The organism is Bradyrhizobium sp. HKCCYLS20291, from assembly GCF_051167715.1.
Lineage (GTDB): Bacteria > Pseudomonadota > Alphaproteobacteria > Rhizobiales > Xanthobacteraceae > Bradyrhizobium.
In genome coordinates, this window is record NZ_JBNPTO010000012.1 from 186,276 (window position 1) to 207,497 (window position 21,222).

Here is a 21,222-nt window from a genome sequence, read left to right on the forward strand (position 1 = left end):
CAGCCATGACCCGCCAGCCATGAACAAGACGGTCACACCCCAGGACCTCAAGTCTCGCGACCCGCAGCCGGTAGACGATTACGGTCCGCTGTATGCCGCGCACAAGAAGGTCTATCCGCAGAGCGTCACCGGCACCTTCCGCCGGATCAAATGGGGGCTGATGGGGTTCTGCCTCGGCGTCTACTACTTCCTGCCGTTCGTGCGCTGGAATCGCGGTCTCAGTGCGCCCGATCAGGCGGTGCTGATCGATTTTCCGAACCATCGTTTCTACTTCTTCTTCATCGAGCTGTGGCCGCAGGAAGTTTACTACTTCACCGGCCTCTTGATCATCGCCGCGATCGGCCTGTTCCTGATGAACGCGATCGGCGGCCGCATCTGGTGCGGCTATCTGTGTCCGCAGACGGTGTGGACCGATCTATTCTACGCGGTGGAGCGCCTGATCGAAGGCGATCGCCGGGAGCGCATGAAGAAGGACGCCTCCGGCGACCCGATGAAGCTGGAGCGGATCTCCGAGCTGGTGCTCAAGCATTCGATCTGGCTGATGATCGCCTGGTGGACCGGCGGCGCCTGGGTGCTGTATTTCAGCGACGCGCCGACCCTGGTGAAGGATCTCGTCACCTTCCAGGGACCGATGCTCGCCTACATCTGGATCGCGATCCTGACCGCCACGACCTACACGCTCGCCGGCTTCATGCGCGAGCAGGTCTGCGTCTACATGTGCCCGTGGCCGCGCATCCAGGCGGCGCTCACCGACGAATGGGCGCTTAACGTCACCTATCGCTATGACCGCGGCGAGAACCGCATGTCGGTCAAGAAGGCGGCCGAGCTGCGCGCGCTAGGCCAGCCGGCCGGCGACTGCATCGACTGCAAGCAGTGCGTGGCGGTGTGCCCGACCGGCATCGACATCCGCGACGGTTCGCAGATGGACTGCATCCAGTGCGGCCTGTGCATCGACGCCTGCGACACCGTCATGACCAAGATCGGCCGGCCGACGCGGCTGATCGGCTATGACAACGACATCAACATCCATCGCCGCCAGGAAGGCAAGGCGCCGGTCTACAAGCTGGTACGCGCCCGCACCGTCGCCTATGTCGCGATCATCGCCGTGGTCGGTGGTGCGATGGTCTACAAGCTCGCGACCCGCTCGCTGCTCGAGGTCAACGTGCTGCACGATCGCAATCCGATCGCGATCAAGCTGTCCGACGGTTCGATCCGCAATGCCTATACCGTGCGCGTCCTCAACAAGCACGGCTTCGACCGCGTCATCGCCATCGACATCGAGGGGCCGGTCAACTCCACCGTCCACGTCGTCGGCGCCGATTCGGTCACGCCCGATCGCCCGATGATCGTGATCGGGCGCGACCAGACCGAGGAACTGCGTCTCTTGGTGACCGCGCCCGAGGAGAACAATCCCGAGAAGTCGATCCCGGTGAAGTTCCACGTCACCGACATCGGCCTCGGCGTCGTCGCCTCCGCCACCGACAATTTCGTCAGCCCGTAAGCTCAAGGAGCCCGTCCATGGCCAGCCGTTCCAAGCCGTCCTTCCAGCTGACCGGACGCATGGTGCTCGCGATGCTCCTCGGCTTCTTCGGCCTCGTGATCGGCGTCAACGTCTACATGATGAAGATGGCGATCTCGACCTTGCCGGGCACCGACGTCGACAGCGCCTATAGCGCCAGCCTCGGCTACGAGAAGGAGATCGCGGCGGCGCGCGCCCAGGAGGCGCGGCGCTGGCAGGTCGAGGCGCATATCGAGCGCGGCGCCGGCGGCGCGGCGATCGTGCAGGTCAATGCCCGCGACGCCAGCGGCAATCCGGTGTCGGGCCTGACCTTCCAGGGCCGGCTCGAGCGGCCCGCCGACAAGCGCGCCGACCAGGAGGTCGCGCTGGCCGAAATCGGCAGCGGCATCTATCGCGGCACGGCAGAAGCCATCGCTCCGGGCCAATGGGACCTCGTGCTCGAAGGCGATTCCAGCGGCCGGCGGCTGTTCATGTCCAAGAACCGCGTGCTGCTGAACTGAAGGACTCATCGATCATGCACGTGACGCGTGACTTCTCGCACTACATCAAGGATCTCGGCGCCGGCCTGCAGCACATCGACCTCGCCGTCGAAGGCGTCAGCTGCGCCGGCTGCATGGCCAAGATCGAGCGCGGCCTGTCGGCGCTGCCCGACGTAACCCTGGCGCGCGTCAACCTGACCGACCGCCGCGTCGCGCTGGAATGGAAGCAGGGCACGCTCGATCCGGCCAAGTTCATCGATCGCCTCGCCGAGCTCGGCTACAAGGCCTATCCGTTCGAGAAGGCGAGTGCGGAGGCCACCGAGGCCGAGGAATCGCGCTTCCTGCTGCGCTGCCTCGGCGTCGCGGCGTTCGCGACCATGAACGTGATGATGCTGTCGATCCCGGTGTGGTCCGGCAATGTCAGCGACATGCTGCCCGAGCAGCGCGACTTCTTCCATTGGCTCTCGGCCTTGATCGCGCTGCCGGCCGTGGCCTATGCTGGCCAGCCGTTCTTCCGCTCGGCCTGGCGCGCGCTGAAGACCGGCAACGTCAACATGGACGTGCCGATCTGCATCGGCGTGATCCTGGCGCTGGGCATGTCGATCGTCGAGACGTTCCATCACGCCGAGCACGCCTATTTCGACGCCGCGATCATGCTGCTGACGTTCCTTCTGGTCGGCCGCTATCTCGACCAGAACATGCGGCGGCGGACCCGCGCGGTGGCCGGCAATCTCGCCGCGCTGAAGGCGGAGACCGCGACCAAGTTCATCGGCACTGACGAGATTTCCGAAGTGCCGGTCGCGGCCGTGCGCGCCGGCGACCTCGTGCTGCTGCGCCCCGGCGAGCGCTGCGCCGTCGACGGCGTCGTGGTCGAAGGCCGATCCGAGATCGACCAGAGCCTGATCACCGGCGAGACGCTGTACGTGCCGGCCGAGCAGGGCACTGCCGTCTATGCCGGCTCGCTCAACATCTCCGGCACCTTGCGCGTCCGTGTGTCCGCTGCGGCCGAAGGCACCTTGCTCGCCGAGATCACGCGCCTGCTCGACACCGCGCTGCAGGCCCGCTCGCGCTACATGCGGCTCGCCGACCGCGCTTCGCGGCTCTATGCGCCGGTCGTGCATGCGACCGCGGCGCTCACCGTGCTCGGCTGGGTGCTCGCCGGCGCGAGCTGGCATGATGCTATCGTCACCGGCATCGCGGTGCTGATCATCACCTGTCCCTGCGCGCTTGGCCTTGCCATTCCAACCGTGCAGACCGTCGCGTCGGGCGCGATGTTCAAGTCGGGCGTGCTGCTCAATGCCGGCGATGCCATCGAGCGTCTCGCCGAGGCCGATCACGTCATCTTCGACAAGACCGGCACGTTGACATTGCCGGAGCTGGAGGTCGTCAACGCCGCCGACATTCCGGCCGACGTGTTTGCCCTGGCAGGGCAGCTCGCGCTGTCGAGCCACCATCCGGTCGCGTCAGCCGTGGCGCAGGCGGCGCATGCGAAATCGCCGCTGATGGGCGCGACCGAGGAGCCGGGGCAGGGCGTCCGCGCCGTCATCGACGGCGTCGAGATCAGGCTGGGACGTCCGGCCTTCTGTGGTGCCGAGGCGCTGGCGGGGCAGACGGCCGGCCTCGATCCGGAGGCATCCGTGGTCGCGTTCAGCCGTGGTGATCAGAAGTTCCTGTTCTCGGTGCGCCAGGGCCTCCGCCCCGATGCGGCGAGGATCGTCGCCGGGCTGCAGCGGCGCGGCATCAAGGTCGAGATCCTCTCCGGGGATCGCGATGCCGCGGTCGCCGCCGCCGCAAAGGCGCTCGGCATCGGCGACTGGCGCGCGGCCGTCACGCCCGCCGACAAGATCGCGCGCATCGAGGAGCTGAAGCGTGCGGGTGTCAAGGTGATGATGGTCGGCGACGGCATGAACGATGCGCCATCGCTCGCCGCCGCTCACGTCTCGATGTCGCCGATTTCCGCGGCGCATCTCAGCCAGGCGACCGCCGACCTCGTGTTCCTCGGCCGCCCGCTGGCGCCGGTGCTCGCCGCCGTCGACTACGCGCGCAAGGCGCTGCATCTGATGCGGCAGAACCTGTGGCTCGCGGTGATCTACAACGTGCTTGCGGTGCCACTCGCCATCAGCGGCGTCGTCACGCCCCTGATCGCTGCAGCGGCAATGTCGGGTTCGTCGATCCTGGTGATGCTGAACGCGCTGCGCGCCCGCAAGGTCGCCGAGGAGACCGCGTCATGGAAGTGATGATCATCCTGGTGCCGCTGGCGCTGGCGCTCGGTCTCGCCGGCCTGGTCGGCTTCCTCTGGTCGCTGAAGAGCGGCCAGTACGAGGATCTCGATGGCGCGGCATGGCGGGCGATCGCTGATGACGATGAGGCCGCGCCGGCGGTTCAGCCGGAGCCTGCACCGAGCCGGTCCTGAGCGCCCGCCGGCGTCAGCCGGCCTGCCAGAACGGCAGCGATCGCCAGCGCCGCGGCCACGCCGGCGACGCAGGCGGTCCAGCCGAATCGGTCGAACAACTGGCCGAGCACGGCCGTGCCGACGATGCCGCCGGCGAAATAGCTGGCGAGATAGAGCCCGCTGGCGACGCCCTGGTCATGGCTGGCGGCCTTGCCGACGAAGCCGGTGGTCACGGCCTGCGCGAAGAACGTTCCGGCGCCAACCAGCACCATGCCGGCCAGCACCGCCCCTAGCCATGACGACAGCATCAGCGCAAGGCCCAAGCCTGCGATCGCCAGCGATGCCCAGATCGCCGGCCTCGTGCCGATCCGTGACACGATCCTGCCGGCGAGCAGGGTGGTGACGATCGACGGCAGGAACACGACGTAGACCAGCCCGATCTCCATCATGCCGAGCGACAGCGGCGGCCGCACCAGCACGAAGTTCACGAAGGTGAAGGCGCCGATGAAGGCAAACAGCACGCAGAAGCCGACGCCGAAGGCGGCGCGCAGGCGGCTGTTACACAAGTGGTCGAAGATCGCCGCGCTACGCAGCGCGTGGTTGGATCCGCCCGCCATGACGCCGCCTCTCATCGTGCTGGCGACCAGCAAGGCGCCGACGAAATTGAGCACCGCGAACACATAGAAGGTCCGCTCGAGACCGAGCGTGCTCGTCAGGCTGGCGGAGAGCAGGCGGCCGACGAGATTGCTGGCGACGTTGCCGGCAATGTAGGCCGCGAACGCACTGCCGGCGTCGGTCGCGCTGCACTGCTCGCCGAGATAGGCCAGAGTGAGGGCGAACGCCGAGGCCATGCACAGTCCCTGCAGGATGCGCAATCCTGCGAACACGGCGAGGTTCGGCGCGCTCGCCAGCAGCGCCGTCAAGATCGTGAGCAGACCCAGGCTGCAGATGATGCCGATTCGCCGATCGATCAGCGGGCTGAGCAGGCCGGTTGCGAGGCTCGCGATCGCCATGCCGAGCGTGCAGGCGTTGACCGCGAGCCCCATCGCCGCGGGGCTGACCTGATAGTGCTTGATCAGGGCCGGCAGCATTGCCTGGGCTGCAAACAGATCGACCAGACTGAAGAACGCGATCAGCCCGATCACCAGGGAGCGCCGGGCCATGGCGCGGGGAGGCGTGCCGTCGACGCGCATCGCGGCCGCGGCGGATACATTCGTCATCGCAAGTCTCCGGCTGTTCGTGGCAACGCTGTCACGCCGGATCGCCTGCGTAGGCAATCCGGACGCGGCAGGGGTACGCGCTCACATGTTGTGATCGTGCGGATCCTTGCGGACGTCGCCGACATAGAGAATGACCGTCTCCTTGCCGTCGTTCTTCCACCAATGCGAGGTGCCGAACACTTCGGGCCTGATGTCGCCGGCCTTGTGCAGGATCGGCTCGGCACAGTTGCTGGCGTATTCGAAGATCTCGCCCTGCTGCACGAAGATCAGCGCCGGCCTATCGTCATGGCTGTGCCACGGCACGATGCCGCCGGGCGCGATGGTCAGCTTGCGGAAGCGCAGCTCGCGATCTTTGATGGCGGCGGGCTGCTTCTCCAGATCGATGGCCCCGAGCGTGACGTCGGTGACGCCGAGGGCCTTGACCTCGACCTTGTCGCGCACACCGGCCTTCATCTTGTCGGCCGGACATTCGCCGGCGTTAGCGATGGACGACGCCATCAGCGTCGTTGCAACGGTCAGGGCGAAAGCCGCGCCGCGGCGGCTGATGCGTTGAGCTGCGATTGGCATGGACATGGGATGTCTCCTCTGGTGAACCGCGGCCGGCACCGAGCTGGCCTCGCGATGCGCAACCATCGGCGTACGGAGGCCATAACGGAAATGCGTCCTTCCTCTGGAGGTGATAGGCCTTAGCTATCGATAGGCGCGCGCTATCTTCGCGATTGGACAACGGCATTTCTCAAGCAGGCCCAGGCGCGCTTGTAATGCGAACGCCCGACAGAAAATTCCTGCCGGCCATGCGACCGGTGGACGGTGCGCCCTTGTGGGTGGCTTGCCCGGGAAACTATCATGCTGAGGTCCTGACGTGCCGGAGCAGATCATGACAGTGCTTTCACCCGAAGATGCCGAGCGGCTCAGGCAGTCGTTCCAGCGCTGCCGGGAGATGCAGGGTACGTTGCGCCAGCAGCTCGAAGCCTATGCCGCGGCGGGACGCGACATCTTCCCGGCCTATGCCGCCGCAGTCGATCGCCTGGTGGCGCGGCTCGACGAGAATGGCGGCGGCGAGAATGCGCCGCGGCCGGGCGAGCCGATGCCGCCCTTCGTCCTGCCCGATGAGGGCGGCCGGCTGGTCAGCCTGCAGGGGTGCCTCGCCAATGGCCCGGTCGCGGTGATGTTCTTCCGCGGCCATTGGTGTCCCTATTGCCGGCTGAACGTTCGCGCGGTGATCAACGCGCAGCCGCGCATCGAGGCGGCGGGTGGTGCTGTCGTCGCGATCATGCCGGAGCTGCAGGCGTTCACGCAGCGATTCAAGTCGGAGGCCGGCGCCGGCTTTCCGGTGCTGACGGATCTCGACAACGGCTATGCGCTGTCACTCAATCTCGCGATCTGGCTCGGTCGCGAGATCCAGCAGCTGCTGGCGCATCAGGACATGGCGAGCTTCCACGGCAATGACGGCTGGATCCTGCCGATCCCGGCAGCCTTCGTCGTGGGGCGCGACGGGCTGGTGAAGGCGCGGTTCGTCGATCCCGATTTCCGCAAGCGCATGGAGATCGACGATCTGGTCGAAGCGCTTCGCCAGGCAGCTCAGGGCAGCTGACCGAGCCATTCCTGCCAGTTCTTGCCGCGCAGCATGCGCATCACGGTGGACGCCACCGCCGTGCGCTCCCGCCCGGCCACGCCGTAGAGCTGCACGGTCCGCCTGATATCCAGCCCCTCGACCGCAGTCCGATGCAGGCTCGCAGGCAGCGCAGTGGTTTGCGGCACGACGGCGATGCCGACACCGGCCTCCATCAGCGCAATCAGGTCGCGTTCGGAATGGACTTCGTGATTGCGGCCGAGATCGACACCGCGCTCACGCAGCAGCGCGCGTAGCCTCTCGGCGTGTTCGCAATAGCCGCGGCACAGCAACGCGTCACCGCCCAGTTCGTCGATCGTGATCGTCTCCTGAGCCGCGAGCCGATGGCCGTTGCTGACAGCGAGCGCAAATTCCTCGGTGAAGAGCGGCCAGACATCGAGTCGATCCCAGCTCTCGTCGATCTCCGAGGCGATGCCGAGCTCCGCCTCGCCGCTCTTCAGATGTTCTGCCACCATGTGGCTGGTGCCGCGCAGAAACTTCAGCTCGAGCTTGTTGAACTGACGCTGCAGCTGGTCGAGCAGCGGCAACAGGATTGCGAGATCGACCGAGTCGGCGAGCGCGATCCTGAGCGTGCCGACTTCGCCGCTCTTGAACGAGGATGCAAGCGTTCGGGCGCCGGCGGCAGCCTCGTAGCACTGCTTGAGCAGGGGATGCATGCGCTGGCCGAGCTCGGTCAGTTGCGCAGCCGGCCGCTCACGCCGGAACAGGTCGCCGCCGAGCTCGGCCTCCAGCTGTTTGATCGCGCGCGTCAGCGATGGCTGCGTCACGTTGCATTCCTCGGCCGCGCGCGTGAAGTGCAAGAGACGGGCAACGGCAAGAAAATACCGAACCTGATGCATTTCCATGGAAGCGCTCCGTTCGACCGGGCCGACGTCCCGTCTGCAATATCCCAATGGGCCACGCTTGGCACCAGCGATCGCGATAGCGAGACCCTATCGTGTGGCGAGCCAAACGGCATTTCCGTCCGGCGCGTCGGCCCGGCAGATTGTCCTCACCAAGCTGATTTGACGAGGAAGGACACGCCATGGCGGGAGATACGATGAAAGCCGAGCCGATGTTACGTTCACTGTCCGGCAAGGTGGCGGTGATCACCGGCTCGACCAGCGGCATCGGCCTCGGCATCGCGCGGTCGCTCGCTGCGGCCGGGGCGCAGGTCGCGCTGAACGGCTTCGGAGCCCCCGACGAGATCGAGCGAATTCGGGCCGGAATCGCCGCGGAGTTCGGTGTCCGTACCGGCTACGCAGCAGCCGACATGATGCAGCCGGCAGCCATCGAACGCATGATGGCGGAGACGCTGCGGGAGTTCGGGCGCATCGACATCCTGGTCAACAACGCCGGTATCCAGCATGTCGCGCCGCTGGAGGAGTTTCCCGTCGAGAAGTGGGACGCGATCGTCGCGATCAATCTCTCGTCGGCCTTCCACACCACGCGGCTGGCGCTGAAGGCCATGCGCCGGCACGGCTTCGGCCGCATCATCAACGTCGCCTCGGCGCACGGCCTGGTCGCTTCGCCGTTCAAATCGGCCTATGTTGCCGCCAAGCATGGCATCGTCGGACTCACCAAGGTGGCGGCGCTGGAGGCAGCCGAAAGCGGCATTACCTGCAATGCGATCTGCCCAGGCTACGTCTACACGCCGCTGGTCGAAGCGCAGATCGATGGGCAGGCGAGGGCGCACGGCATCTCCCGGGATCAGGTCATCCGCGACGTGCTGCTGGCGCAACAGCCCAACAAGCGCTTCGCGACGGTCGAGGAGATCGGCGCGCTGACCGTGTTTCTCGCCGGCGACGCAGCTGCGTCGATCACCGGCGTCGCCCTGCCGGTCGACGGCGGCTGGACCGCGCATTGATCACCGGTTGAAGTAACGACAAGGCTGAGCAAAGCGAACAAGACACGTCACCAGAGGAGGGAGACATGGCCGAGGTCAACGACACGATGCGTACGACGATCGATCGCAGCAAGCTTCCCGGGCAGGTGGTTCTCGTGCTGCAGGGCGGCGGCGCGCTCGGATCCTATCAGGCCGGCGTCTACCAGGCGCTGCACGAGGCCGGTCTGGAGCCGGACTGGGTGATCGGAACGTCGATCGGCGCCATCAACGCCGCCTTGATCGCCGGCAATCCGGTGGAGCAACGGCTGGCCCGGCTGCAGGAGTTCTGGGCGCGGATGCACCGCGGGCCGGGCTGGACGTTGCGCACGGCGTTCCCCGATTTCAATGAGCGGGTCTCGTATTGGAACACTGTCACCCACGGCGTCGCCGATTTCTTCCGCCCCAACGCCCTGGCGCATGCCGGCGACTCCTATCCGCTCGGCGCCGAGCAGGCCGGCTACTACTCGATCGCGCCGCTGCGCAAGACGCTGCAGGACCTGGTCGACTTCGATCGCATCAACCAGAGCGGACTGCGTCTGACCGTCGGCGCGGCGCATGTCCGGACCAGCCGGATGGACTATTTCGACAGCCGCGACGGCGCGATCGACCTCCGCCACATCCTGGCCTCGGGCGCGCTGCCGCCGGCATTTCCCGCCGTCCGCATCGATGGCGAGCTGTATTGGGACGGCGGCATCCTGTCGAATACGCCGACCGAGGTCGTGTTCGACGACAACCCGCGCAAGGACTCGCTGATCTTCGCGGTGCATCTGTGGAATCCGCACGGGCCCGAGCCGACGACCATGGCGGAGGTGTTCAACCGTCACAAGGACGTGCAGTATTCGAGCCGGATCTCCAGCCATATCGCGCGGCAGCAGCAGACCCACCGGCTGCGCCACATCATCAATCAGCTCGCGGCCCGCTTGCCGGAGGCGGCGCGCAACGATCCTGCGGTTCGCGAGCTCGCCAGCTATGGCTGCCAGACGCGCATGCACGTCGTCCGGCTGCTGGCGCCGCAGCTCGACCGCGAGAGCCATACCAAGGACATCGATTTCACCGAGCGCGGCATCACCGCGCGCTGGAGCGCGGGCTATCAGCACACGCAGTCCGTGCTGGAGCGGATGCCGTGGATGGGTGAGTTCGACCCGCTCTCCGGCGTCGTGCTGCACGATCCACCGGCTCCAACCGCTTTGGCTGCCGAGTAGCCGGTGGGCGGCCACCGTCCATCGCGCATCGCCCAACCGCGGGTGGCATTTTCATACCGGATGGGCTGTCAGGCTTAAGGGATTAGTTGGAGTTAGAGCCTAATCATTAAGGCGGCGGCAACGTTGCCGCGATCCGGATTGCGGTGATCTCGCCGGAATGGCCATTGCGCAGTTGCGCCGTCGGCCATGGGCTGATGTCACCGGCCGGCAAAACCGACTTTGATTGGGATCTGCCAATGTCCGAGCACGCGATGCTGCACCACGGGACGGTCGAGAAGGAGACCGGAGCGGTCAGTCTCAAATGGAAGATCCTGGCCGGCAATCTGCTGACCGGCTTCTTCGCCATGGCGTTCGCCGCCGTGCTCGCATGGGCCAGCTGGGGCGATTTGCACAAGCGCGAGCAGGCGGCCCGCGTGCTCGATGCCTTCGAGCTGGCGCTGAAGGTCAACGCGCAGATCCCGCTCGAGCGTAGCCAGTGGAATCTTCTGGGTGCTGCAGCGACCGCATCGGCCGACGACGTCGCCAAGCTGGACAAGGCGATTGCGACGACGGACGAGACGCTGGCGCAGGCCAAGACCGTGGCCCAGATCGCCGGCCTGCCGACCGCGAGTCTCAACGCCGCCGAGCAGACGCTGCGCGGTGTTCGATCCGCCGCGCGCAGCGCTGCGCCGCTTCCGGCCGCGCAGCGCCCGGCGAACATCCAGGCGACGACGACCGACGGTCTCGGCCGCGCCGCGGAGTCGCTGAACTCCGCCATCGACGAGACGGCCATCGAGCTGTCGCGGGTCGGCGGCGACGTCGAGAACCTGCTGCCGTCGGGCCAGCTGGCGCAGCTGTCGCAGTCGATGCGCACGATCAACGGTGCGCGCTCGGCCGTGCTGCGCTTCTTCATTCAGAACACCGGTTGGACGCCGGCCCGCCTTGCCGAGGTGACGGAGCAGAGCGGCCAGGTCACCTTGCTCTGGCAGCAGATCGAACTCGCCGCACGCAGCGTGCGCAACACCCCGGAGGTGTCCGCTGCGCTCGAGCATGTGCGCTCGACTTTGATGGGGGACGGCGAGCGCCGTTACCGCGCGATCGTGACCGCCGCACGCGACGGTCAGCCGTCGCCGGTCACCGCCGACGAGTGGGGCCGCTGGACCACCCCGATGTTGAACAATGTGATCGTGCTGCGCGACGCGGCGCTGAAATCGTCGCATCAGGCGATCGATCAGGCGATCGGCGCAGCGCGGCTGCGCCTGTCCATCGCGCTCGGTGTGCTGCTGATGGTTGCCATCGTGTCGGTCGCCGTCGTCATCGGGGTCGTGCGCGGCGTCATCGGCCCGCTGGTCGGACTGACCGGCGTCACCCTGCGCCTCGCCAATGGCGAGCTGGGCGCGGACATTCCGAACGAGGCCCGCAAGGACGAGATCGGCGCCATGGCGCGTGCGCTCAAGATCTTCAAGGATGCGCTGATCGCCAAGAAGGACTCCGACGAGGCCGCGCAGCGCGACGCGCAGGCGCAGATCGACCGCGCCCGCCGGCTCGATACGCTGACCCGCAACTTCGAGGCCACCATCGCCGACATCGTCAACACCGTGTCGTCGGCCGCTTCCGGGCTCGAGAATTCCGCCGATACGCTGACCAACACCGCCAATCGCTCCGAGGAGCTCAGCACGGTGGTGGCGGCGGCGTCGGAGGAAGCCTCCACTAACGTCCAGTCGGTGGCGTCTGCAACGGAGGAGCTGTCGTCCTCGGTGCAAGAGATCAGCCGCCAGGTGCAAGCCTCGGCGCGCATGGCGGGCGACGCCGTGGACCAGGTCCGTCAGACTAACGGCCGTGTCGCCGATCTGTCGCAGGCCGCGGCCCGCATCGGCGACGTCGTCGAGCTGATCAGCAGCATCGCCGGACAGACCAACCTGCTGGCGCTGAACGCCACCATCGAGGCCGCCCGTGCGGGCGATGCCGGACGTGGCTTCGCGGTCGTGGCCACCGAGGTGAAGGCACTGGCCGAGCAGACCGCAAAGGCGACCGACGAGATCTCGCAGCAGATTTCGAGCGTTCAGTCCGCGACGCAGGAATCGGTTAACGCGATTCAGGCGATCAGCTCGACCATCGAGCGGCTGGCGGAGATCGCCTCTGCGATCGCGGCCGCGGTCGAGGAGCAGGGCGCCGCGACGCAGGAAATCTCCCGCAACGTGCAGCAGGCGGCTCACGGCACCCAGCAGGTCTCGTCCAACATCACCGACGTGCAGCGCGGCGCAGCCCAGACCGGCTCCGCCTCCGCCGAGGTGCTGTCATCGGCCAAGTCGCTGGCCGGCGATTCCAACCGGCTCAAGCGCGAGGTCGGCAACTTCCTCGAAGCCGTGCGCGCGGCCTGACCTGGCCGACCGCGGAGTCAGAATGAGAAAGCCCGGGCGATGTCCGGGCTTTTTTGCTTTCAATCAAGATGTGAGCATCTTTCGATACAGCGCGTTGTAGCAGGCCGCCGACAGGTTCCAGCTGAAGGACCTGGCCATCGCCGAGCGACGCATCGCGTTCAACGTTTCCGTCCTCGTGAAAGCCGAGAACGCGCGCTTGACGCCGCCGAGGAAGGATTCGGCCGACGGCTTTTCGAACAGAAACCCGGTCTCGCCGTCGGTGATGGTCTCGGCCAGGCCGCCGGTCTGATGGCCGATCGGCAGCGAGCCGAAACGCTGGGCGTACATCTGGCTGAGGCCGCACGGCTCGAAGCGCGACGGCATCAAAGTGAAGTCGCTGCCGGCGAAGATGCGCCGGGCCTGCGCGTCGTTGAAGCCGATCGCGACCCCGATCGCGTCCGGGCGGCGGCGGTGCGCCTCCATCAAGGCGCGCTCGATCGCGGGCTCGCCGGTTCCGGTGACCACGATCTGGCCGCCGGCCCCGACGATCTCGTCGGCGGCTTCGAGCACGAGATCGATGCCCTTCTGATGCACCAGGCGCGCGACGATCCCGAACATCGGGCCGCGCGAGACCGCAAGCCCGAACTGCTTGCGCACGTAGTCGGCATTGGCCTTCTTGCCGTCCCAGTCGCCGGCCGCGAAGGGTTGCGCCAGCTTCTGGCAGTAGCGCGGGTCCCAGCTCTCGTCGATGCCGTTGAGGATGCCAGTCAGCTCATGCGCGTTGGAGCGCTGACGGAGCAGGCCTTCGAGGCCGCAGCCGAGCTCGGAGGTCGTGATCTCCTGGGCGTAGGTCGAGCTGACCGTGGTCAGGTGCGAGGCGTAGACCAGGCCGCCCTTCAGGAACGACAGCTTGTCGTAGAACTCCAGCCCGTCGATATGGAAGGAGGATTCCGGCGCGCCGATCCGGCGCAGCGACTCGCGCGGGAACAGGCCCTGGTAAGCGAGGTTGTGGATGGTGAGGATCGACGGAACCGCAACCCCGCGCCACGCCAGATAGGCGGGCACCAGCGCCGCCTGCCAGTCGTTGGCGTGGACGAGGTCGGCTGCCCAGGTCTTGTCCAGCGTGCCCGCCGCCAGCTCGGCCGCCGCCGCCGCGAGGCGGCCGAAGCGGATGTCGTTGTCCGGCCAGTCGTTGCCGTTCTCGTCGCCGTAGGGATTGCCCGCGCGATCATAGAGCTCGTCGCAGAGCAGGACGTAGACCGGCAGTCCGTCGCGGGTCGACGAGCGTCCGAGCGCGCAGCCGGGCATCTCCGCCAGCGGATCGCAGTGGCCGACGATTTCGATGTGCGTGAGCTGCTCGACCACGTCCCGATAGCCGGGCAACATGATCCTGACGTCGGTATGGGAGCGCAATGCCCGCGGAAGTGCGGCTGAAACGGCGGCCAGTCCGCCCACCCGGACGAAATCGTCCATTTCGGTCGTAACGAACAGAACCCTCAAGAGATGTCCTCGATCAAGCCCCATGATCGTCCTATGCAAGAAAAGGTCCAAGTTCAGCCATCAACGGAAAGCTTTTGCCGCACCGCGGCGAAAGGCCAAACGCTTTCGACATCGAATGGTTCGATCTACAAGCGACGGGCACCGTCGCTGATGGCTTACGCTTCGTGAATCAGCTGATGATGCGGCCCGTCCGGCCCTGTTAGGTGGCGGCTGCGGAGCGAGAAGAGTGCAAACCAGGGAGCTGCAAGGGTGAGTCTAGTTGGAAACGATGAGAGCCGTTTGACAGGATGCTTCGCGGGGCTCCGCGTCCTCGACTTCTCGACCACCATCGCCGGCCCGCACTGTGCCCGCATGCTTGCAGATATGGGGGCGGAGGTGATCAAGATCGAGTCAGCCGAAGGTGAAACCATGCGCATCCGGCCGCCGGTCCGCGGCGGCTGCTCGACCGCCTTCGGTCAGCTCAACGTCGGCAAGAAGAGCGTCGTGCTCGATCTGAAGTCGGCTGATGGCGTCGAGGCGGTGCGCCGGCTGGTCTCGACGGCCGATATCCTGGTCGAGAATTTCCGGCCGGGGGTGATGACTAGGCTCGGGCTCGACGATGCCTCGCTACGCGCCTTGAACCCGCGGCTGATCTATTGCTCGATTTCAGGCTATGGCCAGACCGGGCCGTCGGCGGAACTGCCGGCCTATGCGCCGGTGATCCATGCCGCGTCGGGCTATGAGATGGCCCATCTCGCCTACCAGCCGGGCCGCAGCCGGCCGGACTATTGCGGCATCTATCATGCCGACGTGGTGACCGGCACCTATGCGTTCGGCGCCATCGCCTCCGCACTCTATCAGCGCGAGCGCACCGGCCTGGGCCAGCACATCGACTGCTCGATGCTCGAATCGATGCTCAGCCTGACCCTGACCGAGATCCAGGGGGCGCAGTTCACGATCGAACCGCCGCAGCGGCCGCCGTTCGGTCCGGCTGAAACAAGCGACGGCTACGTGATGATCGCGATCGCCAGCGAGAAGACGTTCCAGAACCTGATGGGCGTGATCGGCCGCCCCGACTGGGTCGAGGATCCGCGCTTCGCGCGCTATGCCGACCGGCGCCGTCACTGGGGGGAGCTGATGGATGGCGTCGAGGCATGGTCGACCAGCCTGACGACCGCCGAATGTGTCGCGGCGTTGAGCGCAGGCGGGGTGCCCAGTTCGGCCTACCGCAGTGTCGCCGATGCGCTTGCCGATCCGCAGCTCGCCCACCGCGACGCGTTGGCCGAGGTTACGGATGCCGCGGGGACGTTCAAGGTGGTCAATCTGCCGTTCCGGATGTCGGCCGCGAAGGTCGCGGCGGGAGCACGGGCTGCGAGTTTAGGAGAGCATACGGCGGAGGTCCTGCAGGAGGTCGGCGCCGCTGGCCCCGGCGAACGCAGCGATCGCTGAGGCAAAAGGCTGCAGGGCAGCCATGACGGCCAGCGACGCGCGTGGCCTTGCCGCTCCGCACGTTTCCGGCCAATGTCGCGCCCGCAAGAACAGTCCGGACCAGCCGGACGCGCCCGTGCCGGGAGGATGTTTCGAGGGACCGTTGCCGTGCGCAGCCGTCACCCGCTCGCCCGTCATGTGCCGTCCGCCAACCGGACCACGGGAGTGAGACATGAAGAGCTTCAAGGTCACCGATTTCAACGCGCCGCTGGCCGAGATCGACGAGCCGACGCCGCAGCCGTTCGGCAAGCAGGTGCTGATCAAGGTCAAGGCCGCCGGCGTCTGCCACAGCGACCTGCACATCTGGGAAGGCGGCTATGATCTCGGCCATGGCCGCAAGCCGCTCTCCTTGAAGGATCGCGGCGTGTCGCTGCCGCGGACCATGGGCCACGAGAGCGCCGGCGAGATCGTTGCGTTCGGGCCCGAGGTGACCGAGGCGGAGAAGGGGGGCTTGAAGGTCGGCGACGTCGCGCTGGTCTATCCCTGGATCGGCTGCGGTCAATGCGCGACGTGCCTCGCCGGCGACGAGAACATGTGCCTGAAGCCGGCCTCGCTCGGCGTCTATTGCGACGGCGGCTATGCCGACCACCAGACCGTGCCGCATCCGCGCCACCTGATCGATCTCAAGGGCCTCGATCCGGTAACGACCGCGCCTTACGCCTGCTCCGGCGTCACCACCTACAGCGCGCTGAAGAAGGTCGAGAAGGATTTCGACACCCCGATCGTGATCTTCGGCGCCGGCGGCCTTGGGCTGATGGCGCTGTCGATCCTCAAGGCGATGGGCGGCAAGGGCGCCATCGTGGTGGACATCGATGCGCGCAAGCGCGAGGCTGCGTTAGCGGCCGGTGCGCTCGCCGCCGTCGACGGCAAGGCCCCGGATGCGCTGGAGCAGTTGAACAAGGCAGCGGGACAGCCGATCCGCGCCGTGATCGACCTGGTCGGCAATCCCGCCACGGCGCAGCTCGGCTTCGATTGTCTGACCAAGGGCGGCAAGCTCGTCATCGTCGGCCTGTTCGGCGGCGGCGCGCCATGGGCGCTGCCGCTCATTCCGATCAAGGCGGTCACGATCCAGGGCAGCTATGTCGGCAATCTCCGCGAGACCAAGGAACTGCTCGACCTCGTCCGCACCAAGAACATCGCCCCGATCCCGGTGACCCCGATGCCGCTCGCCAAGGCCAACGACGCCCTGCGCGAGCTGCAGAAAGGCCAACTGGTCGGACGCGCGGTGCTGACGCCGTAACCGTTGCTCTCATATCCGTCATTGCGAGCGGAGCGAAGCAATCCAGGGCCCAGGTTGAGACCCTGGATTGCTTCGTCGCTTCGCTCCTCGCAATGACGGCCGTAACTCCCTCGGATCGTGAACGAAACACATGCCCTCCAGCAACGCCCTCCACATCGCAGTCCTGCCCGGCGACGGCATCGGCCCTGAGGTCATGTCGCCGGCACTTGAAGTGTTGCGCAAAGTGGAGGCCAAGGCGGGCCTGTCGTTCCGCTTCACGGAAGCGCAAGCGGGCGCCAACAACTATCTCGCCACCGGCGTCTCGATCGCGGATACCACGATCAAGCTGTGCGAGCAGGCCGATGCGATCCTGCTCGGCGCCTGCGGCCTGCCTTCGGTGCGCTATCCCGACAACACCGAGATCGCGCCGCAGATCGAGCTGCGCTTCCATTTCGATCTCTATGCGGGTGTGCGTCCGGCGCGGCTGATCCCGGGCGTGCCGAGTCCGATCGTCGGCGCGGCCGAGCGTGGCATCGATTTCGTCGTCATCCGCGAGTCGACCGAAGGCCTGTTCGCCTCGATGGGCAAAGGTGTCGTGACACATGAGGAGGCGCGCGAAACCCTCGTCATCACCCGCAAGACCTCCGAGCGGCTCTTCAACTTCTCCTTCAAGCTCGCCGAACGGCGCAAGGCGCGCGGCCGCCCCGGCACCTTGGGCTGCGTCGACAAGGCCAACGTGTTCAAGGCTTTCGCCTACTTCCGCAAGATTTTCGACGAGGTCGCTCAGCTGCATCCGAACGTGACGACGGACCGGCTCTACATCGATGCCTGCGCTCTGATGTTGGTCAAGCGCCCCTGGGATTTCGACGTGCTGGTCACCGAGAACATGTTCGGCGACATCCTGTCCGATCTCGCCGCGGGTCTCGTCGGCGGCATGGGCATGGCGCCGTCGGCCGACATCGGCGACCGTCACGCCGTCTTCCAGCCGTGCCATGGCACGGCGCCCGACATCATGGGGCAGGGCAAGGCCAACCCGACCGCGATGATCCTGTCGGCCGCGATGATGCTGGATTGGCTCGCCGACACCCACGGCATCGAAGGTGCCGCCGAGGCGGCGCAGCGGATCGAGCAGGCGGTCGACAAGGTCTACGCGTCCGGTCTCAAGCCCTTCGAGTTCGGCGGCCGGGCCGGCACGATCGACGTCACCAAGGCGGTGCTGGAGGCGCTCTAGAATCCCGAGCGTTCGACGTGTTGTATCGGGCCGGTTCGCGTCGCCGCTTTCTCCAGCGAGAACCAGGTAACCTTCCGTGCGATGCCGCGAACGGGATCGGCACGTCCTGCAGGGAGGCCGAAGCATGTCGCGACACGTCCGGATCACGCATAGGGCCAGCGGCGAGGTCATCGCGGAGGGCCCGATCGCCCTGTTCGGCATCACACCGTTCGAAGGCAACTACTACATCGCGCGGAGGTACCTGAAGACGGCGCGGCTGAAACCGAACTGGCGCCCCGGGCTTTGCGTCTACAAGTTCTTGTACGTCTGGCTCGACCTGCGTCTTCCGGACGGGACGCGTGAGCCGTTCGTCGGCTGGTTGTACTGGCTGCCAAACCCGCTGTTTTTCTTCACCGCGTTCCGGCCCGCTGTTCCCCAATCATCGCCGGTCTTGTCGGTCGAGGAGATCGCCTGAAGGCACTGGTCTTCTAGCGATCTTCCTCGCTTCCATCGGACGTGGCGTATTCGAATGCCGACACTGCGTCGAGCAACCTAACCTGCCCAATCACCAGCACGAACGGTAACGCGGGAAACCGACCTTGGGCTCCGGCAAGGGCATGATCTGGGTAGGGCGCAAGCCTTGACGCCCGGCTGGATAGCGGTGGGTGAGATCGCCTGTGTAACCTTTTCCGCGTTCCGGCGAACATCTCATTGAACGGGACAAATCGCCCGCTCGCTTGCCGCCGAGCCGTCGGCAAGGTCACCTCGAAGCCAGCGGAGATCGTGTTGTCGGCCTTGCTGATCCCTGGATTTGCGACGCGCTTGGACGGGATTGCGATTCCGTTCGGGCGCGCGACCGCCCCGGACATCTCCGCCGGATGCCGTCGATGAGCGATCCAGGCGGCCGCGCGCCGCAACTCAGGCTCGTCGGCGGCGATCGTGACGCTCCGCGCATCATATCCGGCCCCACCATCCGCGATGCCGACTGGGCGATCCTGATGGCCCACGCCCAGGACGGCGATAGAGCTGCCTATCAGCGCCTGCTTCAGGACATCACGCCGTACCTGCGATCATTGGCGGCGCGGCGGCACCGTGACCCGAGCGATATCGAAGACGCGGTGCAGGATGTCCTGCTGACCGTCCACGCCATCCGGCACACGTTCGATCCAACCAGGCCGTTCGGCCCGTGGCTCGTGACCATCGCGAAGCGGCGGTTCATCGATCGGCTGCGCCGGCAAGGGCGCCAACGCCGCCGCGAGCTGCCGCTGGCGCCCGAGCATGACACCGTCTCCGGACCCCAATCGAAGCCGGATGGCGGGCCGGACCGGCACGAATTGAAGAAGGCGATCAATGAGCTCCCACCGATGCAGCGCAAGGCGGTCCATCTTCTCAAGCTCAGCGAGATGTCGTTGAAGGAGGCTTCGCAGGCGAGCGGAATGTCGATCACCGCGCTCAAGGTCAACGTGCATCGCGCCGTGAAGAATCTGCGCAAGGTCCTGGGCGATCGGAGGGAGCCATGATCGCGACACCCGATCTCATCGACTCGCTGGCCGCGAACATGAAGCCGGTGCGACGCCTGCGGCCTCCCTTGCTGCGCGCGGCCTGCTGGTTGCTCCTCGCGGCAACGGTCGTGGCGCTCATGGCGGTCAGTCAGGGGGTCCGTTCGGACCTCATGCAGCGGCTGCTTGACCCCGTGTTCGCCGCCGGTTTGGCCGGGGCCGCCTGCACCGGCGTATTGGCGTCCGCCGCGGCATTTCTCGTCAGTCTGCCGGACCGCTCGCGGTGGTGGCTGCTGCTGCCTGCGCCGGCCATTGCGATCTGGCTCTCGAACGTCGGCTACCAGTGCCTCTCGCAATGGATATCGATCGGGCCGGACGGGGTCAGTCTTGGCGAGGCGACCCGTTGTCTTGCGACCCTGGTGCTGACGAGCCTGCCGCTCTCTCTCGCCATGCTCGTGATGCTGCGGTACGTGGCGCCGCTGCGCCCCATGGCGGTCACGCTCATGGGCAGCCTGTCGGTCGCGGCCATCACCGCGACGGCCCTGTCGCTCCTTCACGCGGGCGACGCGACCCTGATGATCATCATGTTCAACTTTGGAACGGCTGCCGTGTTCGTCAGCACCGGCGGCCTGTTCGGCCGCCGCATGTTCGAGTGGATCGCGCCCCGCGCTGATATCAGGAGCTAGACGAGGCGCCGCGCCTGATGCGCTGCCAGCGTCTGGGCTCTCTCATGAGGACGATCGACGCGACCGCGGAGCGCGAGACCAGAGGTCAGCGTCCCTTGAACGCCGGCTTGCGCTTCTCCATGAAGGCGCGGCGGCCTTCGCGGAAGTCTTCGGAGTCCATGCAGGCGTCGCCGATCTGCTTGATGGCCGCCATGTCGCGGCGGCTTTCGTCCTTCAGCACCTCGGCGATCGTGATCTTGGCGGCCTGCACCGCGAGCGGCGCGTTGCCGGCGATGGTTCGGGCGATGTCGAGCGTGGCCGGCAGCAGCTCGTCCTGGCTCATGATCCGGTCGACGAGGCCAATGCGCAGCGCTTCCGCGGCGTCGATCCGCATCCCCGCGTACAGCAGCAGCCGCGCCTGCGACGGCCCGACCAGGGACACCAGGTTGCGCAGCCCGTCATAGCCGTAGGCGATGCCGAGCCTGGCCGCGGGGATGCCGAACTGGCAGTCGGGCGCGGCGAAGCGGATGTCGGTCAGCATCGCGATCTGCAGGCCGCCGCCGAGGCAGAAGCCGCGGATGCAGGCGATGGTCGGCTTGGGGTAGTCTGCCAGCAGCGCCCGCTGGGCGGCGCTGCGTTGCGCGTAGGCCTCCGAGGCCACCGCGTTGTGACGGTTCTGCTCGAACTGGCTGATATCAGCGCCGGACACGAAGGCCTTGTCGCCGGCGCCGGTCAGCACGACCACCCGGATCTCGGCATCGTCCCGCAGGGCGACGAGCGCCTGGCCGAGGCCGTCCCACATCTCCAGCGACATCGCGTTGCGCTTGTCCGGATTGTTGAAGGTCACGAGGCCGACGCCGCCGCCCGGACGGGTCAGCAGGATCTTGCCGTCGGCGAAGGCGAGAGAGGGGGCAGCGGCCGGCATGGTCGTCCCGGAGCAGGAGGGCAGGTGGCCGCATCGTTCACGGGGGCAGCTGCGGCGTCAACGGACGATCCCGCATGACCGGGCGCCAC

At 66.7% G+C, this 21,222-nt stretch carries 19 protein-coding genes; 14 read left to right on the forward strand and 5 right to left on the reverse strand.

The genetic code is table 11. The features are described from left to right. Window positions 1-19: 19 nt before the first annotated feature. The 4 genes from ccoG to ccoS are packed head-to-tail and all read left to right on the forward strand — an operon-like array spanning window position 20 to window position 4,411. On the forward strand, window positions 20-1,501 hold the full coding sequence (gene ccoG, locus ACQR07_RS24840) for a cytochrome c oxidase accessory protein CcoG (RefSeq protein WP_434904745.1): 1,482 nt from the start codon (window positions 20-22) through the stop codon (window positions 1,499-1,501). Window positions 1,502-1,518: 17 nt separating this feature from the next. Next, window positions 1,519-2,019 (forward strand): FixH family protein, encoded by a 501-nt coding sequence (locus tag ACQR07_RS24845; RefSeq protein WP_434868171.1) that lies wholly within the window; start codon window positions 1,519-1,521, stop codon window positions 2,017-2,019. Window positions 2,020-2,033: 14 nt separating this feature from the next. Continuing rightward, window positions 2,034-4,235 (forward strand): cation-translocating P-type ATPase, encoded by a 2,202-nt coding sequence (locus ACQR07_RS24850; RefSeq protein WP_434904746.1) that lies wholly within the window; start codon window positions 2,034-2,036, stop codon window positions 4,233-4,235. Then, window positions 4,226-4,411, forward strand: coding sequence for a cbb3-type cytochrome oxidase assembly protein CcoS (ccoS, locus tag ACQR07_RS24855; RefSeq protein WP_434904747.1), 186 nt, complete (start codon window positions 4,226-4,228; stop codon window positions 4,409-4,411). The genes ACQR07_RS24850 and ccoS overlap by 10 nt, the downstream gene beginning before the upstream one ends. Here the strand turns inward: ccoS and ACQR07_RS24860 are convergent. Together ACQR07_RS24860 and ACQR07_RS24865 are read right to left on the reverse strand one after the other, a co-directional pair. Next, on the reverse strand, window positions 4,381-5,610 hold the full coding sequence (locus tag ACQR07_RS24860) for an MFS transporter (protein WP_434904748.1): 1,230 nt from the start codon (window positions 5,608-5,610) through the stop codon (window positions 4,381-4,383). The genes ccoS and ACQR07_RS24860 overlap by 31 nt on opposite strands. Window positions 5,611-5,691: 81 nt before the next feature. Further along, window positions 5,692-6,183 (reverse strand): cupin domain-containing protein, encoded by a 492-nt coding sequence (locus tag ACQR07_RS24865; RefSeq protein WP_434904749.1) that lies wholly within the window; start codon window positions 6,181-6,183, stop codon window positions 5,692-5,694. A 304-nt stretch (window positions 6,184-6,487) separates the two neighbouring features. Between ACQR07_RS24865 and ACQR07_RS24870 the strand changes: the two genes are divergently transcribed. Next, a complete protein-coding gene (locus ACQR07_RS24870; protein WP_434904750.1) occupies window positions 6,488-7,204 on the forward strand; it encodes a peroxiredoxin-like family protein in 717 nt (238 codons plus the stop codon). Here the strand turns inward: ACQR07_RS24870 and ACQR07_RS24875 are convergent. Beyond that, the gene (locus ACQR07_RS24875; protein ID WP_434904751.1) at window positions 7,192-8,088 is read right to left on the reverse strand and encodes a LysR family transcriptional regulator; all 897 of its coding nucleotides are present in this window, start codon (window positions 8,086-8,088) and stop codon (window positions 7,192-7,194) included. The genes ACQR07_RS24870 and ACQR07_RS24875 overlap by 13 nt on opposite strands. A gap of 194 nt (window positions 8,089-8,282) precedes the next feature. Here ACQR07_RS24875 and ACQR07_RS24880 point away from each other — a divergent pair, with 194 nt between their 5' ends. The 3 genes from ACQR07_RS24880 to ACQR07_RS24890 all read left to right on the forward strand — a co-directional run bounded on the left by ACQR07_RS24880 (window position 8,283) and on the right by ACQR07_RS24890 (window position 12,669). Beyond that, window positions 8,283-9,089: a 3-hydroxybutyrate dehydrogenase gene (locus ACQR07_RS24880; RefSeq protein ID WP_434904752.1), complete on the forward strand. Its 807-nt coding sequence runs from the start codon at window positions 8,283-8,285 to the stop codon at window positions 9,087-9,089. 65 nt (window positions 9,090-9,154) lie between these two features. Beyond that, window positions 9,155-10,309: a DUF3734 domain-containing protein gene (locus ACQR07_RS24885; protein WP_434904753.1), complete on the forward strand. Its 1,155-nt coding sequence runs from the start codon at window positions 9,155-9,157 to the stop codon at window positions 10,307-10,309. A gap of 236 nt (window positions 10,310-10,545) precedes the next feature. Next, entirely contained in the window at window positions 10,546-12,669 is a 2,124-nt protein-coding gene (locus tag ACQR07_RS24890) for a methyl-accepting chemotaxis protein (RefSeq protein WP_434904754.1), read from the forward strand. A 63-nt stretch (window positions 12,670-12,732) separates the two neighbouring features. Here the strand turns inward: ACQR07_RS24890 and glgA are convergent, their stop codons facing one another. Then, window positions 12,733-14,148 carry a glycogen synthase GlgA gene (glgA, locus tag ACQR07_RS24895; RefSeq protein ID WP_434904755.1) on the reverse strand — a complete coding sequence of 472 codons (1,416 nt, stop codon included), beginning with the start codon at window positions 14,146-14,148 and terminating at the stop codon, window positions 12,733-12,735. Between the two features lie 249 nt (window positions 14,149-14,397). Between glgA and ACQR07_RS24900 the strand changes: the two genes are divergently transcribed. From ACQR07_RS24900 to ACQR07_RS24925, 6 genes are all read left to right on the forward strand, one after another. Further along, window positions 14,398-15,576 carry a CaiB/BaiF CoA transferase family protein gene (locus ACQR07_RS24900; protein WP_434904756.1) on the forward strand — a complete coding sequence of 393 codons (1,179 nt, stop codon included), beginning with the start codon at window positions 14,398-14,400 and terminating at the stop codon, window positions 15,574-15,576. Window positions 15,577-15,787: 211 nt separating this feature from the next. Then, window positions 15,788-16,855, forward strand: coding sequence for an alcohol dehydrogenase (locus tag ACQR07_RS24905; RefSeq protein WP_434904757.1), 1,068 nt, complete (start codon window positions 15,788-15,790; stop codon window positions 16,853-16,855). A gap of 130 nt (window positions 16,856-16,985) precedes the next feature. Further along, window positions 16,986-18,065: an isocitrate/isopropylmalate dehydrogenase family protein gene (locus ACQR07_RS24910; protein ID WP_434904758.1), complete on the forward strand. Its 1,080-nt coding sequence runs from the start codon at window positions 16,986-16,988 to the stop codon at window positions 18,063-18,065. 124 nt (window positions 18,066-18,189) lie between these two features. Continuing rightward, window positions 18,190-18,519 (forward strand): hypothetical protein, encoded by a 330-nt coding sequence (locus ACQR07_RS24915; RefSeq protein WP_434904759.1) that lies wholly within the window; start codon window positions 18,190-18,192, stop codon window positions 18,517-18,519. A 412-nt stretch (window positions 18,520-18,931) separates the two neighbouring features. Further along, a complete protein-coding gene (locus tag ACQR07_RS24920) occupies window positions 18,932-19,564 on the forward strand; it encodes a sigma-70 family RNA polymerase sigma factor (RefSeq protein WP_434904760.1) in 633 nt (210 codons plus the stop codon). Continuing rightward, window positions 19,561-20,229, forward strand: a complete 669-nt coding sequence (locus ACQR07_RS24925; protein WP_434868186.1) for an NrsF family protein — start codon at window positions 19,561-19,563, stop codon at window positions 20,227-20,229. Before ACQR07_RS24920 ends, ACQR07_RS24925 begins: the two co-directional genes overlap by 4 nt. A gap of 85 nt (window positions 20,230-20,314) precedes the next feature. On the opposite strand, the gene ACQR07_RS24930 is transcribed toward ACQR07_RS24925, so the two are convergent. Beyond that, complete coding sequence (locus ACQR07_RS24930) at window positions 20,315-21,133, reverse strand: enoyl-CoA hydratase (RefSeq protein WP_434904761.1); 819 nt, start codon at window positions 21,131-21,133, stop codon at window positions 20,315-20,317. Window positions 21,134-21,222: the final 89 nt, after the last annotated feature.

What these genes read in the sequence shown, in the direction of transcription:
- ccoG (WP_434904745.1), top strand. Translation starts at nt 20, where the DNA reads ATGAACAAGACGGTCACACCCCAGGACCTCAAGTCTCGCGACCCGCAG.
- ACQR07_RS24845 (WP_434868171.1), top strand. Translation starts at nt 1,519, where the DNA reads ATGGCCAGCCGTTCCAAGCCGTCCTTCCAGCTGACCGGACGCATGGTG.
- ACQR07_RS24850 (WP_434904746.1), top strand. Translation starts at nt 2,034, where the DNA reads ATGCACGTGACGCGTGACTTCTCGCACTACATCAAGGATCTCGGCGCC.
- ccoS (WP_434904747.1), top strand. Translation starts at nt 4,226, where the DNA reads ATGGAAGTGATGATCATCCTGGTGCCGCTGGCGCTGGCGCTCGGTCTC.
- ACQR07_RS24860 (WP_434904748.1), bottom strand. Translation starts at nt 5,610, where the DNA reads ATGACGAATGTATCCGCCGCGGCCGCGATGCGCGTCGACGGCACGCCT.
- ACQR07_RS24865 (WP_434904749.1), bottom strand. Translation starts at nt 6,183, where the DNA reads ATGTCCATGCCAATCGCAGCTCAACGCATCAGCCGCCGCGGCGCGGCT.
- ACQR07_RS24870 (WP_434904750.1), top strand. Translation starts at nt 6,488, where the DNA reads ATGACAGTGCTTTCACCCGAAGATGCCGAGCGGCTCAGGCAGTCGTTC.
- ACQR07_RS24875 (WP_434904751.1), bottom strand. Translation starts at nt 8,088, where the DNA reads ATGGAAATGCATCAGGTTCGGTATTTTCTTGCCGTTGCCCGTCTCTTG.
- ACQR07_RS24880 (WP_434904752.1), top strand. Translation starts at nt 8,283, where the DNA reads ATGAAAGCCGAGCCGATGTTACGTTCACTGTCCGGCAAGGTGGCGGTG.
- ACQR07_RS24885 (WP_434904753.1), top strand. Translation starts at nt 9,155, where the DNA reads ATGGCCGAGGTCAACGACACGATGCGTACGACGATCGATCGCAGCAAG.
- ACQR07_RS24890 (WP_434904754.1), top strand. Translation starts at nt 10,546, where the DNA reads ATGTCCGAGCACGCGATGCTGCACCACGGGACGGTCGAGAAGGAGACC.
- ACQR07_RS24905 (WP_434904757.1), top strand. Translation starts at nt 15,788, where the DNA reads ATGAAGAGCTTCAAGGTCACCGATTTCAACGCGCCGCTGGCCGAGATC.
- ACQR07_RS24910 (WP_434904758.1), top strand. Translation starts at nt 16,986, where the DNA reads ATGCCCTCCAGCAACGCCCTCCACATCGCAGTCCTGCCCGGCGACGGC.
- ACQR07_RS24915 (WP_434904759.1), top strand. Translation starts at nt 18,190, where the DNA reads ATGTCGCGACACGTCCGGATCACGCATAGGGCCAGCGGCGAGGTCATC.
- ACQR07_RS24920 (WP_434904760.1), top strand. Translation starts at nt 18,932, where the DNA reads ATGAGCGATCCAGGCGGCCGCGCGCCGCAACTCAGGCTCGTCGGCGGC.
- ACQR07_RS24925 (WP_434868186.1), top strand. Translation starts at nt 19,561, where the DNA reads ATGATCGCGACACCCGATCTCATCGACTCGCTGGCCGCGAACATGAAG.
- ACQR07_RS24930 (WP_434904761.1), bottom strand. Translation starts at nt 21,133, where the DNA reads ATGCCGGCCGCTGCCCCCTCTCTCGCCTTCGCCGACGGCAAGATCCTG.